Annotated in this window: 15 protein-coding genes; 3 read left to right on the top strand and 12 right to left on the bottom strand. The window is 72.0% G+C overall.

The genetic code is table 11. The features are described from left to right. Window positions 1-29: 29 nt before the first annotated feature. A complete protein-coding gene (locus BLU95_RS26115; RefSeq protein WP_045938470.1) occupies window positions 30-440 on the top strand; it encodes a Fur family transcriptional regulator in 411 nt (136 codons plus the stop codon). A 188-nt stretch (window positions 441-628) separates the two neighbouring features. Here BLU95_RS26115 and BLU95_RS26110 read toward each other — a convergent pair whose 3' ends face one another. From BLU95_RS26110 to leuA, 4 genes are all read right to left on the bottom strand, one after another. Continuing rightward, on the bottom strand, window positions 629-1,474 hold the full coding sequence (locus tag BLU95_RS26110) for an isoprenyl transferase (protein ID WP_093862118.1): 846 nt from the start codon (window positions 1,472-1,474) through the stop codon (window positions 629-631). 4 nt (window positions 1,475-1,478) lie between these two features. Then, entirely contained in the window at window positions 1,479-2,225 is a 747-nt protein-coding gene (recO, locus tag BLU95_RS26105; protein ID WP_030395788.1) for a DNA repair protein RecO, read from the bottom strand. Window positions 2,226-2,581: 356 nt separating this feature from the next. Continuing rightward, a complete protein-coding gene (locus BLU95_RS26100) occupies window positions 2,582-3,091 on the bottom strand; it encodes a TerB family tellurite resistance protein (protein ID WP_231977784.1) in 510 nt (169 codons plus the stop codon). A gap of 424 nt (window positions 3,092-3,515) precedes the next feature. Then, window positions 3,516-5,312: a 2-isopropylmalate synthase gene (leuA, locus tag BLU95_RS26095; protein ID WP_093862116.1), complete on the bottom strand. Its 1,797-nt coding sequence runs from the start codon at window positions 5,310-5,312 to the stop codon at window positions 3,516-3,518. 371 nt (window positions 5,313-5,683) lie between these two features. Here leuA and BLU95_RS26085 point away from each other — a divergent pair, with 371 nt between their 5' ends. Together BLU95_RS26085 and BLU95_RS26080 are read left to right on the top strand one after the other, a co-directional pair. After that, window positions 5,684-6,706 carry a M4 family metallopeptidase gene (locus tag BLU95_RS26085; protein WP_093862114.1) on the top strand — a complete coding sequence of 341 codons (1,023 nt, stop codon included), beginning with the start codon at window positions 5,684-5,686 and terminating at the stop codon, window positions 6,704-6,706. A 67-nt stretch (window positions 6,707-6,773) separates the two neighbouring features. Further along, window positions 6,774-7,040 (top strand): protealysin inhibitor emfourin, encoded by a 267-nt coding sequence (locus BLU95_RS26080; protein ID WP_093865133.1) that lies wholly within the window; start codon window positions 6,774-6,776, stop codon window positions 7,038-7,040. Window positions 7,041-7,130: 90 nt separating this feature from the next. Here BLU95_RS26080 and BLU95_RS26075 read toward each other — a convergent pair whose 3' ends face one another. The 8 genes from BLU95_RS26075 to ybeY all read right to left on the bottom strand — a co-directional run bounded on the left by BLU95_RS26075 (window position 7,131) and on the right by ybeY (window position 12,303). Further along, on the bottom strand, window positions 7,131-7,844 hold the full coding sequence (locus BLU95_RS26075; RefSeq protein ID WP_093862113.1) for an alpha/beta fold hydrolase: 714 nt from the start codon (window positions 7,842-7,844) through the stop codon (window positions 7,131-7,133). 96 nt (window positions 7,845-7,940) lie between these two features. Next, complete coding sequence (gene era, locus BLU95_RS26070; protein WP_045938463.1) at window positions 7,941-8,870, bottom strand: GTPase Era; 930 nt, start codon at window positions 8,868-8,870, stop codon at window positions 7,941-7,943. A gap of 55 nt (window positions 8,871-8,925) precedes the next feature. Next, complete coding sequence (locus BLU95_RS42460; protein WP_159424997.1) at window positions 8,926-9,084, bottom strand: hypothetical protein; 159 nt, start codon at window positions 9,082-9,084, stop codon at window positions 8,926-8,928. 126 nt (window positions 9,085-9,210) lie between these two features. Then, window positions 9,211-9,564, bottom strand: coding sequence for a cytidine deaminase-like protein (locus BLU95_RS26065; protein WP_093865132.1), 354 nt, complete (start codon window positions 9,562-9,564; stop codon window positions 9,211-9,213). A gap of 33 nt (window positions 9,565-9,597) precedes the next feature. Further along, window positions 9,598-10,137, bottom strand: a complete 540-nt coding sequence (locus BLU95_RS26060) for a DUF4383 domain-containing protein (protein ID WP_093862112.1) — start codon at window positions 10,135-10,137, stop codon at window positions 9,598-9,600. Window positions 10,138-10,194: 57 nt separating this feature from the next. Beyond that, window positions 10,195-10,431, bottom strand: coding sequence for a hypothetical protein (locus BLU95_RS26055; RefSeq protein WP_093862111.1), 237 nt, complete (start codon window positions 10,429-10,431; stop codon window positions 10,195-10,197). Window positions 10,432-10,463: 32 nt separating this feature from the next. Beyond that, window positions 10,464-11,789 (bottom strand): hemolysin family protein, encoded by a 1,326-nt coding sequence (locus tag BLU95_RS26050; protein WP_045938460.1) that lies wholly within the window; start codon window positions 11,787-11,789, stop codon window positions 10,464-10,466. Window positions 11,790-11,808: 19 nt separating this feature from the next. Then, on the bottom strand, window positions 11,809-12,303 hold the full coding sequence (ybeY, locus tag BLU95_RS26045; protein ID WP_030395777.1) for an rRNA maturation RNase YbeY: 495 nt from the start codon (window positions 12,301-12,303) through the stop codon (window positions 11,809-11,811). Between the last annotated feature and the right edge of the window lie 2 nt (window positions 12,304-12,305).

Here is a 12,305-nt window from a genome sequence, read left to right as displayed (position 1 = left end):
ATTCGCCCACACCAGCAGGAGGACCCACGGTGACCACCGCAGGCCCGTCGCCGCGAGCCCGATCGACCCGGCAGCGCGCCGCCGTCTCGGCGGTCCTGGACGAGATCGAGGACTTCCGCAGTGCCCAGGAGCTCCACGACATGCTGAAGCACCGGGGGGACTCGGTCGGTCTGACCACCGTCTACCGGACGCTCCAGTCGCTCGCCGACGCCGGCGAGGTGGACGTCCTGCGCACCGCCGACGGTGAGGCCGTCTACCGCCGGTGCAGCAGCGGGCACCACCACCACCTGGTCTGCCGCCAGTGCGGCGCCACCGTCGAGGTCGAGGGTCCGGCCGTCGAGCGCTGGGCCAACTCGGTCGCCGCCGAACACGGGTTCAGCGACATCGCGCACACCCTGGAGATCTTCGGCACCTGCGCGGAGTGCGCCGCGAAGGTCTGAGCACCGGTACGCCGAAGGGCCCGTGGGGATCAACCCCCGCGGGCCCTTCTCCGCACGCGGACACCACGCCGGACCGACGCAACACCGCACCGCAGCGACGCCACACCGCACCAACGCCACACCGCACGGACACCGCGCCGACCCGTCGCCACGCCGAACGCCGCCGCTCCGGCGCCGAACGCGGCGGCTCAGCGCTGCGCCGGCACCTCGGTGACCAGCTCCGCCGGCGCCTCGTTCGGGATCGCCCCGCCGAACCGGCGGTCGCGCATCGCGTACTGCTCGCAGGCCCGCCACAGGTCACGGCGGTCGAAGTCCGGCCAGAGCACGTCCTGGAACACGAACTCGGCGTAGGCCGACTGCCAGAGCAGGAAGTTCGACGTCCGCTGCTCGCCACTGGGGCGCAGGAACAGGTCCACGTCCGGCATGTCCGGGTGGTACAGGTACTTGGTGAGGGTCTTCTCGTTGACCTTCTTCGGGTCCAGCCGGCCCGCCGCGACATCGGCCGCGATCGCCGCCGCGGCGTCCGCGATCTCGGCCCGGCCGCCGTAGTTGACGCACATGTACAGCGTGACGGCGTCGTTGTCCTTGGTCTGCTCCTCGGCGACCTGGAGCTCCTGGACGACGCTCTTCCACAGCTTGGGCATCCGGCCGGCCCAGCGCACCCGCACGCCCATCGCGTCCATCTCGTCGCGGCGGCGGTGGATGACGTCGCGGTTGAAGTTCATCAGGAACTTCACCTCGTCGGGTGAGCGCTTCCAGTTCTCGGTGGAGAACGCGTACAGCGAGATGTTCTTCACTCCGAGCTCGATCGCGCCCTTGAGCACGTCCAGCACGACGGACTCGCCGACCTTGTGGCCCTCGGTGCGGGGCAGCCCGCGCTCCTTGGCCCAGCGGCCGTTTCCGTCCATGACGATCGCGACGTGGCCCGGGACGAGCTCTCCGGGGATCTTCGGGGGCCGGGCGCCGCTGGGGTGCGGGGTCGGGGGGAGGTACTCCCTCTGCTTGCCGCCGCCGAAGAGCCGTCGCGCTGCCATGTGCTCACTTCTCCACGTATCTCATCGAGCGGATACCCCGCTCCAGGTGCCACTGCAGATAGGCCGCGACCAGTCCGCTGCCTTCCCGCCAGTACCTCGGCTCGCAGGCGTCCGCCGTCTGCCAGTCCCCTGACAACAACGCGCCGAGCAGTACCAGTGTCTCAGGGGAGGGTACGGCACATCCGGGCACGCGGCAGTCCGGGCAGAGCACGCCGCCGGCCTGGAGCGAGAAGAACCGGTTGGGTCCCTCCATCCCGCACTTGGCGCAGTCGTCGAAGGTCGCGCCGTACCCGTTGACCGCGAGCGACCGCAGCAGGAAGGCGTCCAGCACCAGGTGGGACTCGTGCAGCCCGGCGGCCAGTGTGCGCAGACCGCCGACCAGCAGCAGGTACTGCTGGACGGCCGGCTGGCCCTCGTTCTCGGCGAACCGTTCCGCCGTCTCCAGCATGGCCGTCCCCGCGGTGTACCGGCCGTAGTCGGTGACGATCGAGCCGCCGTACGGGGCGATCGTCTCCACCTGGGTGCAGAGCGGCAGGCCGCGGCCGATCAGTTCGCTGTTGCGGCTGAAGAACTGCACGTCCACGTGCGAGAACGGCTCCAGGCGCGCGCCGAACTTCGACTTGGTCTTGCGCACCCCGCGCGCCACCGCGCGCACCTTGCCGTGGTGGCGGGTGAGGAGGGTGATGATCCGGTCCGCCTCGCCGAGCTTCTGCGCCCGGAGCACCACGCCGTCGTCGCGGAAGAGACTCATGCGCCCGCCTCACCGCCGCGGCGGCCCTGGAACAGTGTGGACATCCCACCATTGTCCCCCAGCCTCGGACAGCCGTGTGCCCGCACCGGGGCCGTGGGGGCCTGCCGAGCGGTGCGGGTCACGGCGGGCCCCGGCCGTGGGGACGCCACCGGCCGGGAGCCGGGGGCGGAAGGGCCCGGTTGTGGGGGTCTGGGGGGAGAGGTTCCGACGGAGGAGCGGGGGTCGGGTGTCCGGCGGGAGGCTCCGTCGGAGGACCGGGAGACCGAAGAGCGATGGAGAAGGACCGGGAGAACAGGAAGAACACCGGGAGAACAGGAGGAACAGCAGAACCGGGGAGACCGGGCAGGAGCGGAGCGCTAGTACGGCGCCCGGGTCGCCGCCTCCAGCAGCGCCCCGACCCGCGCGTGCGGCAGGTCCAGACATCGCCCGATCGCGGCCAGCGCCTCCCGCTCCTGCGGCCGGTAACGGCCGTCGGCCAGGGCGATCGCCGCCCCCTGCAGCAGCAGCCGCTCCCGGCCGGGCCGGGCCAGGTGCGGGGCCAGCGGCTCCAGGGCCGCGTGCAGTTCCACGGCCAGCCCGCCCGACATGCCGTGCGCGTCGTACAGTTCGCCGCCGAGGCCGGACATCGCGGCCAGTGCCGCCAGCACCTGCGCCTCGCCGCAGTCCTCGAAGCCGGCGTCCCGGACCGCCCCGCAGGCCGCCTCGCGGGCCGCCCGGTGGGCGGTGCCACCGGCCGCCAGCATCGCCAGCGCGACGGTGTACTGCGCGTCGCGCAGCATCCCGCCCAGGCGCACGCAGGTGGGCTGCTCCAGGCTCTCCACCCCGAACCGGCCGTGGCAGCTGGTGCACTGCACGCTGCCGATCACCGGTCCGAGCGGAAGCACCGGGGTCCCCAGCAGCCGCAGCCACCGCCGGCCGTGTTGCCGGCGGTAGTTGCGGTCCCCGCCGCAGCCCGGGCAGAAGAAGTCACCGAGAACATCAGTCCGCCACCGCGGGCGAACACCCCACATCCCTGTCACGGCGCCACTCCCCAGACATGGCAGGCGGCCTGCACAACAATGGGCAGGTCACGCGACCGGCCACCGGGCCGTCCCACCGACCCGGCTTACCGGTGGGACGATGTTGCCACGGTTGCCGACACGTGTCAGTACCTCGAACGGCCCGATCCGGCAAAAAATGTGGCGCAGGACACAGCCGGGGCACCTCCGGCCGGACGGCCGCCCCGCGACGTCCGGGAACGCCGCCGGGCCGCCCCGCAGGGGACGGCCCGACCACTTTTACCCGTACGAACTAACCGCGCTGCGCCCGGTTGACAGCGCTGATCATCGCCTTCAGCGAGGCCAGCACGGTGTTGCTGTCGATCCCGACGCCCCACAGCACCCGGCCGTCCACCGCGCACTCCACGTACGCGGCGGCCTGGGCGTCGCCGCCCTCGCTCAGCGCGTGCTCCGCGTAGTCCAGCACCCGGACGTCCACGCCGATCTGCGCCAGCGCGTCCGCGAACGCCGAGACCGGGCCGTTGCCGGTACCGGCCAGGCTGACCGTCGCCCCGTCCACCACCGCGTGGGCGGTCAGCGCGTCCCGGCCGTCCTCGGTGGTCAGGGTGCGCGAACCGGTCAGCGAGATCCGGCCCCACGGGTTGCCCGTGGTGGGCAGGTACTCGTCCTCGAACACCCGCCAGATCTCCGCCGGGGTGACCTCGCCGCCCTCGGCGTCGGTCTTGGCCTGGATGATCCGGGAGAACTCGATCTGCATCCGGCGCGGCAGGTCCAGCTTGTGGTCGTTCTTCAGGACGTACGCCACACCGCCCTTGCCGGACTGGCTGTTGACCCGGATGACCGCCTCGTAGGTGCGGCCGACGTCCTTCGGGTCGATCGGCAGGTACGGCACGCCCCAGGTGTGCTGCTCCACCGGCACGCCCGCGGCGGCGGCGTCCGCCTCCAGGGCGTCGAAGCCCTTCTTGATGGCGTCCTGGTGGGAGCCGGAGAAGGAGGTGTACACCAGGTCACCGGCGTACGGGTGGCGCGGGTGCACCTCCATCTGGTTGCAGTACTCGGCGGTGCGGCGGACCTCGTCGATGTCGGAGAAGTCGATCTGCGGGTCGACGCCCTGCGAGAACAGGTTCATGCCCAGGGTCACCAGGTCGACGTTGCCGGTCCGCTCGCCCTGCCCGAACAGGCAGCCCTCGATCCGGTCGGCGCCGGCCATGTAGGCCAGCTCGGCGGAGGCCACGGCGGTGCCCCGGTCGTTGTGCGGGTGCACCGACAGACAGACGAACTCCCGACGGGACAGGTTGCGCGACATCCACTCGAACTGGTCGGCCTGGACGTTGGGGGTGGCCCGCTCGATGGTGGCCGGCAGGTTCAGGATGATCTCGCGGCCCTCGCCCGGCTGCCAGACGTCCATCACCGCCTCGCAGACCTCCAGCGCGAAGTCCAGCTCGGTGTCGACGAAGATCTCCGGCGAGTACTGGTAGCCGAAGGCGGTGTCGTCGCCCAGCAGCTTCTCCGCGTACTCCATCACCAGCCGGGTGCCGTCGACGGCGATCGCCTTCGTGGCCGCCCGGTCGTTGCGGAACACCACCCGGCGGAACAGCGGCGCGGTCGCGTTGTACAGGTGCACGGTCGCCCGCGGCGCCCCGACCAGCGACTCGACGGTCTTCTCGATCAGTTCCTCGCGCGCCTGGGTCAGCACCGAGATGGTGACGTCCTCCGGGATCGCCCCCTCCTCGATCAGCGAGCGCACGAAGGCGTGGTCGGTGGCCCCGGACGACGGGAAGCCGACCTCGATCTCCTTGTAGCCCATCGCCACCAGCAGGTCGAACATCTTGCGCTTGCGGGCCGGCGACATCGGGTCGATCAGCGCCTGGTTGCCGTCCCGCAGGTCGGTGGACAGCCAGCGCGGCGCCTTGGTGATCACCTGGTTCGGCCAGGTGCGGTCCGGCAGGTCGACGGTGCCGAACGGCAGGTAGCGGCCGTGCCGCATCCCGGACGCCTGCTGGCGTACCGAGGCGGCGGTGATCGGGGTCGCACGGTCGACGAAGGCGCGGGCGGCGTGGATGGGCGCGGCGGAACTCTGCTCGGTCATGGAGGTGAGTCTCGGCTTCCTGTGATGCGTGGTGCGGGCGGGTCGGGGTGAGGTGTCACCCGACTCGGCCGGCCTGCTGCCGCTCACGACCCGCTCACGGATCGCCCGAAATTCAGCGCGCAGCACAGTCCCCGCGGCGAGGGAAGCCGGCCCTTGACGGACTACAGGCCCTCGACGCGGCAGCTAAGAAGAAGCAGCCCGATGCGCATGATGCGGTCCAGCCTAACCCAGCGCCGCGCGACCCCGAAGCGGCCCGGGCGGTCTTCCCACCCCTTGAGACGGCCCTCCGGCGGCGCGCGGCCCGGCCCGGGCGGCGCGCAATCCTGTCCGCGCCGGTGACAACACGTCATCAATGCCTCACCCTGGGCCACATGACAGCCGAACCGACGCTCTGCGCGATCGTTCCGCCGTACGTCCTGGACCGCCTCGCCGAGGACGGTCACGAGCCCGCCGCCCGCTCCCTCGCCCTCGACGCCGCGCACCGGGCCGCGCGGCTCACCGCCGCCCTGCCGGACCGGGCCTCCGCCGACCGGCTGGAGCGGGTGGTCTCCGACGCCGCGCACCGCGAGCGCCTGCCCGGCCGCACCGTCCGCCGGGAGGGCGAGGGCGCCGTCCCGGACCAGTCCGTCAACCACGCCTACGACGGCCTCGGCGCGACCTGGACCCTGTTCTCCGCCGTCTACGGCCGGCACTCCATCGACGACCAGGGGCTGCGCCTGGACGCCACCGTCCACTACGGCCAGGACTACGACAACGCCTTCTGGGACGGCCGGCGGATGGTCTTCGGCGACGGCGACGGCGAGGTGTTCGGCGACTTCACCGCCTGCATCGACGTCATCGGCCACGAGCTCGCGCACGGCGTCACCCAGTTCACCGCGGGCCTGGAGTACCGGGACCAGCCGGGCGCGCTCAACGAGTCCGTCTCCGACGTCTTCGGCTCCCTGGTCAAGCAGTACGCGCTGCTCCAGGACGCCGCCGAGGCGGACTGGCTGATCGGCGCCGGACTGCTCGCCCCCGGTGTGCAGGGCGTGGCGCTGCGCTCGATGAAGGAGCCCGGCACCGCGTACGACGACCCGAGGCTCGGCAAGGACCCGCAGCCCGCACACATGCGCGACTACGTGCGGACCGGCCAGGACAACGGCGGCGTGCACATCAACTCGGGCATCCCCAACCACGCGTTCTACCTGCTCGCCACCGCGCTCGGCGGCCCGTCCTGGGAGCGCGCGGGCCGGATCTGGTACGACGCGCTGACCGGCCGGCGGCTGCCCGCCGACGCCGACTTCACGGCCTTCGCCCGGGCCACCGTGGCGGCCGCGAAGGCCCGCTACCCGGAACCGGAGGTCGCGGACACGGTGACCGCGTCCTGGGCGAAGGTGGGCATCAGCCCGACCTGAGTGCGGATTGGGTCAAGGTCCGGAAAAACACCGGCAAACGCCATCCCTGGGTAGCACCATGGACACCATGCGTATCCAGGTGACCCGGACCGGCGGCCTCGCGGGACACGTCCGCCGCGCTGAGCTCGACACCACCGAGCGGGTGGACGCCCCGCACGTGCACGCGCTCGCCCGCGAGGCCGTCGCGGGCGGGTTGCGCGCGCCCTCCTACGGGGTGCCGGACGGCTACCACTACACGATCACCGTCGACGGGCGCACGGTGCACTGCGCGGACCCCAAGCTCACCGAGTCCCAGCGGGAGCTGGTCTCGCTGGTCCTGCGCGAGGGCGCCTGACCGGCCGCGGCACCCGCCGTCGCCGACCGCCACTGCCCACCACCCGCCGCCGACCACCGCTGCCCACCACCGCCGGGGCGGGGCGGGGCGTCAGAGCCAGCCGTCGAGCGAGGCCAGGAAGCCCGGGAGGTCGTCCCGGTGGATGGTGTGCCCGGCGCCGGGCACCGTCCGGACCTCGTAACCCAGGCCGCGCAGCGTCGCGGCGTCCTCGGGCCCGATCAGCCAGCTGTTGTCGGCCAGTTGCACCAGGGACGGCACCACCGGGGCGCCGGGCAGCGCGGCCAGGTCCGCGAGGGCGGAGAGCGCGAGCGCGGTGTCCGGGTCCCAGGCGGCGAGGGTGGCCAGCTCGACCTCGACGTCGGCCGCGTCCCAGCGCGGGCTGAGCGCGCCGATCTGCTCCCGGGTGGCCGCCTTGAACTGGGTGAACACGGCGGGGTCGAAGAGACCGGGCCGGACGAACCGCCAGGCCGGGTCGGAGTAGACGGCCCGGGCCGGCCGGAGCCGGTCCACCGCGTGCAGCAGGGTCAGCGCGCCCAGGGAGTGGCCGATCGCGAGGTCCGCGCCCGCCGGCAGGGTGTCCACCAGGTCCTGGGCGTAGTGCTCGGGCCCGTAGCGGTCCTCCGGGGCGGCGCCCTCCCCGCGCGGGCTGGCGCCGTGGCCGCGCAGGTCGACCGCGATCACCCGGTAGCCGCGTCCGGCCAGCGCCGGGCCGACCGACCGCCAGCTGCGGTGGTCGGACATGATCCCGTGGACCAGCAGCGCCACCCGGTCGCCGGTGCCCCACTCGCGCGTGTTCAGCTTCATCGCCGCCCCCTCGCCGCCCCGCTGTCGATCAGAACCCGCGGCCGGTCAGAACCCGCCGCCGACGAGAACCCTCCGCCGGCCGGAACCCGCCGCCGGTCAGAACCCGAGCTTGCGCAGCTGCTTCGGGTCCCGCTGCCAGTCCTTGGCCACCTTGACGTGCAGGTCCAGGTAGACCGGGGTGCCGAGCAGCGCCTCGATGTGCTTGCGGGCGGTGGTGCCGACGTGCTTGAGCCGGGCGCCCTTGGCGCCGATGACGATCGCCTTCTGGCTCTGCCGCTCGATGTACACATTGGCGTGGATGTCGAGCAGCGGCCGGTCGGCCGGGCGGCCCTCGCGCGGCAGCATCTCCTCGACCACGACGGCCAGCGAGTGCGGCAGCTCGTCGCGGACGCCCTCCAGGGCGGCCTCGCGGATCAGCTCGGCCACCATGATCTGCTCGGGCTCGTCGGTCAGGTCGCCGTCCGGGTAGAGCGGCATGCCCTCCGGGAGCAGCTTGGTGATCAGCTCGGCGACCAGGTCGACCTGCTTCTCGCCGACCGCCGAGACCGGGATGATCTCGGCCCACTCGATGCCCAGCTCGGCGCCGAGCTGGTGGACGGCGATCAGCTGCTCGGCGAGCCGCTTGGAGTCGACCAGGTCGGTCTTGGTGACGATGGCGACCTTGGGGGTCTTCTTGATCTCGGCCAGTTCCTTGACGATGAACTTGTCGCCGGGGCCGAGCTTCTGGTCGGCGGGCAGGCAGAACCCGATCACGTCGACCTCTGCCCAGGTGCTGCGGACCAGGTCGTTGAGGCGCTCGCCGAGCAGGGTGCGCGGCTTGTGCAGGCCGGGGGTGTCGACCAGCACCAGCTGGGCGTCCGGGCGGTGCACGATGCCGCGGACGGTGTGCCGGGTGGTCTGCGGACGGTCGGAGGTGATCGCGACCTTCGTCCCCACCAGAGCGTTGGTCAGGGTCGACTTGCCCGCGTTGGGCCGGCCGACGAAACACGCGAAGCCGGAGCGGTACGAGGAGGAAGGGGCACTCATGGACCCCATTCTCCCTGATCACCCGGGAGGGGGCCGCCACCGGCGTCCGGGCCGGTCATTTCTTCCCGCCGAACAGCGCGCCCAGCCCCCAGCCGAGGACGATCAGCAGGAAGGTGACCGAGCCCCAGAGCCAGAACGGCGAGCCGGTCTCCTGCCACTTGCCCATGCCCATCACGCCCAGCAGCAGTCCCGCGAAGAACGCGTACGGCCCCATCGCCCAGCCCCCTCACCGTGCGGATTCCCCGCCCGTCCCCGGTGAGATTATCCGCCGAATCTGGGGTCCCGGACGCACGGGTGCCCGGGGCGCGAACCCCGGGCACCCGGCCACGCCCCCGAGCGGTCAGCGGGCCTCGACCGAGACCCGCAGCACCCCGTCCGGCCCGGCCAGCAGCAGCGGGGTGCCCGCGCCGCCGAGGTCCCGCACGGCCGCCAGATCGGCCTCGGCGGGCTGCTCGGCCTCCGACACCACGGCCGCCGCCTCCAGCGACTTCGCGCCGCTGGCCACCGCCATCGCCACCGCCGTCTGCACCGCGCTCAGCCGCAGCGAGTCCAGCGCGACCGTCCCGGCCACGTACGTCCGGCCGGTCTCGTCACGCACCGCGGCCCCCTCCGCGACGCCGTTGCGGGCGCGGGCGGAGCGGGCCAGGGTGATGATCTTCTTGTCTTCGGGGTCCAGCTCCACGATGTCACTCATGCCCTGGAGCATAGGCCCCGCCGGCCGGGGCCCTCAGTGGCCGACCGGGTTGGGCGGACCGGGCCGGATCACCTTCACGAAGGTCTTGGGACCGTTGGGCATCGCCACCTCGTCCGCCGCCCGCTTGCGCCAGTAGGGGTTGTCGTGCGGCAGGTGGCTGCTGACCCGTCCGTACATCCCGAAGGTGGTGATCACCACGCCGAAGGCGAAGGCGAAGATCACGTTGTGGATGCCGAAGTTCAGGATGTTGGCGTCCGTGCGGCCGAGCACGGTCAGCCCGTAGAACCCGGACAGCACGAACAGCACGCCGACCGCCATGTTCACGTTGGCGGCGACATTGCCGCCGATGACCGCGGCGACCACCAGTACCCCGCCCATCACGATGGACAGCACGCTCAGCGCGCCGTTGGTGGACATGCCGGCGATGTCGTTGCCCTCGGTGGACAGGAATCCCGGGTGGTCGGCCAGCCCCAGGCAGCCGAACACGATCAGGAACACCCCACCGAGACCCGCCCCGATCCGCCACACCAGCACCAGTTTGTGGTCGACGGGCAATTCGTCCTGCAGCTTCATGGCGACCTCCGACTCGGTCGTAGCGCCTGGCTGTTCTGTCGTCGGGCCCGGGCCCGCCTAGCTGTAGGGGTGGCTCCCCTGCATGTGCGGCACCTCGTGCATGTACAGCGAACCGCACTGCTGGCAGCACCGGAGCCCGGTCCCCCACTCCTGGTCCGACCGGGTCTCCACGTCGGCGGGCATGCTCCGGCCGCACAACGCCGTGGCCGGATCCCCCTCCCGCACGACGTGCCAGACCTTCACCCCGCCCGCCGCCCCCTGCGGGCCGTACTCCGCGCGAAGTTGGTGACTCATGCCCCCATCGTCGCTCCGGACGTACCCGAACGCTACTCGTCGGCCCCGGGGGCCGGATCCTCGGCCGCACGGACCGGGGCGGCGACGACGGAGCCGATGCGGTTGCGGCGGCCGGCCGAGCTCTCGGCGGTCAGGCGGATCGCGGTCAGGCCGCCCGGGACCTCCTCGGGGAGCGGGATCGCGCAGGAGGAGCCGGGGATCGGCACCCGGCCCAGGTGCTTGGCCAGCAGACCGCCCACCGTCTCGACGTCCTCGTCCTCCAGCTCGATCCCGAACAGCTCGCCCAGGTCCTCGACCAGCAGCCGGGCGGTGATCCGGTAGGAGCCGTCCCCGAGGTCCTCCACCGGGGCGATCTCCCGGTCGTACTCGTCGGTGATCTCGCCGACGATCTCCTCCAGGATGTCCTCGATGGTGACCAGGCCGGCCGTGCCGCCGTACTCGTCGATCACGATCGCCACGTGCGAGCGCATCTGCTGCATCTCGCGCAGCAGGTCCGTGGCGGGCTTGGAGTCCGGGACGAACACCGCCGGGCGCATCACGGCGCCGACCTCGTCCGACTCGGAGTCCCGGTTGATGTGGGTGCGGCGCACCAGGTCCTTGAGGTAGACGATGCCGACCACGTCGTCCTCGTTGTCGCCGACCACCGGGATCCGGGAGAAGCCCGAGCGCAGCGCCAGGGTCAGCGCCTGCCGGACGGTCTTGTGCCGCTCGATCATCACCAGGTCGGTGCGCGGCACCATCACCTCGCGGACGATGGTGTCGCCCAGCTCGAAGACGGAGTGCACCATCCGGCGCTCCTCGTCCTCGATGACGTCGTTCTTCTCGGCCAGGTCGACCAGGGCCCGCAGCTCCGCCTCGGAGGCGAACGGTCCCTCCCGGTAGCCCTTGCCGGGCGTGAGGGCGTTGCCGAGCAGGATCAGCAGCCTCGGGATCGGGCCGAGGATCCGGGCCAGCGGCAGCAGCACGAAGGAGGCCGCGGTGGCGGTGGTGAGGGGGTGCTGGCGGCCGATCGTGCGCGGGGAGACCCCGACCGCCACGAAGGACACCAGCACCATCACGCCGAACGCCAGCAGTACGGCCTGCCAGGTCGTGTCGATGTTGCGCACGCACACCACGGTGACCAGCACCGCCGCCGCCATCTCGCTGGCCACCCGGATCAGGGTGGCCAGGTTGAGGTAGCGGATCGGGTCGGAGGCCAGGGCCAGCAGCCGGGCCGAGCCCCTGCGCCCGGACCGGACCGCTTCCTCGGCCCGGAACCGGGACACCCGGGAGATGCCCGCCTCGGCGCACGCCGCCAGCCAGCCGAGCACGACCAGCGCGACCGCGCCCAGGATGAAGCTCGTACTTTCACCACTCACAGGGGTTCGGGCTCCGCGCTCAGTGGGTGGTGGGGGCCGGGGAGATGCCGCCGAGGCCCCGCTCGGCCCGCCAGCCGTCGAGGATCGCCTTCTGGAGACCGAACATCTCCTCCTCCTCGTCCGGCTCCTCGTGGTCGTAGCCGAGCACGTGCAGCACGCCGTGCACGGTGAGCAGCTGCAGCTCCTCGTCCATCGAGTGCTTGGACGGGGCCGCCTTGCCCTGCTGCTCGGCGACCTCGGGGCAGAGCACGATGTCGCCGAGCAGCCCCTGCGGCAGCTCCTCGCCCTCCTTGCCGGGGCGCAGCTCGTCCATGGGGAAGGACATCACGTCCGTGGGGCCCGGGAGGTCCATCCACTGGATGTGCAGCTCCTCCATCGCCGCCCCGTCCACGAGGATCACGGACAGTTCGGACTGCGGGTGGATCCGCATCTTGTCCAGGGCGTAGCGGGCGACGGCGAGGACGGACTCCTCGTCGACGTCCCAGCCGGACTCATTGGCGATGTCGATCGACATGA

The sequence above is a fragment of the Streptomyces sp. TLI_053 genome (assembly GCF_900105395.1).
In the GTDB taxonomy this organism is placed as follows: domain Bacteria; phylum Actinomycetota; class Actinomycetes; order Streptomycetales; family Streptomycetaceae; genus Kitasatospora.
Note: the sequence above shows the minus strand (reverse complement) of the source record. Positions and strands in the feature narration are given on the sequence as shown.

Excerpts from the sequence above, each read along its gene's own strand:
- BLU95_RS26110 (WP_093862118.1), bottom strand. The coding sequence starts at position 1,474 with ATGGCAGCGCGACGGCTCTTCGGCGGCGGCAAGCAGAGGGAGTACCTC.
- recO (WP_030395788.1), bottom strand. The coding sequence starts at position 2,225 with ATGAGTCTCTTCCGCGACGACGGCGTGGTGCTCCGGGCGCAGAAGCTC.
- leuA (WP_093862116.1), bottom strand. The coding sequence starts at position 5,312 with ATGACCGAGCAGAGTTCCGCCGCGCCCATCCACGCCGCCCGCGCCTTC.
- BLU95_RS26085 (WP_093862114.1), top strand. The coding sequence starts at position 5,684 with ATGACAGCCGAACCGACGCTCTGCGCGATCGTTCCGCCGTACGTCCTG.
- BLU95_RS26080 (WP_093865133.1), top strand. The coding sequence starts at position 6,774 with ATGCGTATCCAGGTGACCCGGACCGGCGGCCTCGCGGGACACGTCCGC.
- BLU95_RS26075 (WP_093862113.1), bottom strand. The coding sequence starts at position 7,844 with ATGAAGCTGAACACGCGCGAGTGGGGCACCGGCGACCGGGTGGCGCTG.
- era (WP_045938463.1), bottom strand. The coding sequence starts at position 8,870 with ATGAGTGCCCCTTCCTCCTCGTACCGCTCCGGCTTCGCGTGTTTCGTC.
- BLU95_RS42460 (WP_159424997.1), bottom strand. The coding sequence starts at position 9,084 with ATGGGGCCGTACGCGTTCTTCGCGGGACTGCTGCTGGGCGTGATGGGC.
- BLU95_RS26065 (WP_093865132.1), bottom strand. The coding sequence starts at position 9,564 with ATGAGTGACATCGTGGAGCTGGACCCCGAAGACAAGAAGATCATCACC.
- BLU95_RS26060 (WP_093862112.1), bottom strand. The coding sequence starts at position 10,137 with ATGAAGCTGCAGGACGAATTGCCCGTCGACCACAAACTGGTGCTGGTG.
- BLU95_RS26055 (WP_093862111.1), bottom strand. The coding sequence starts at position 10,431 with ATGAGTCACCAACTTCGCGCGGAGTACGGCCCGCAGGGGGCGGCGGGC.
- ybeY (WP_030395777.1), bottom strand. The coding sequence starts at position 12,303 with ATGTCGATCGACATCGCCAATGAGTCCGGCTGGGACGTCGACGAGGAG.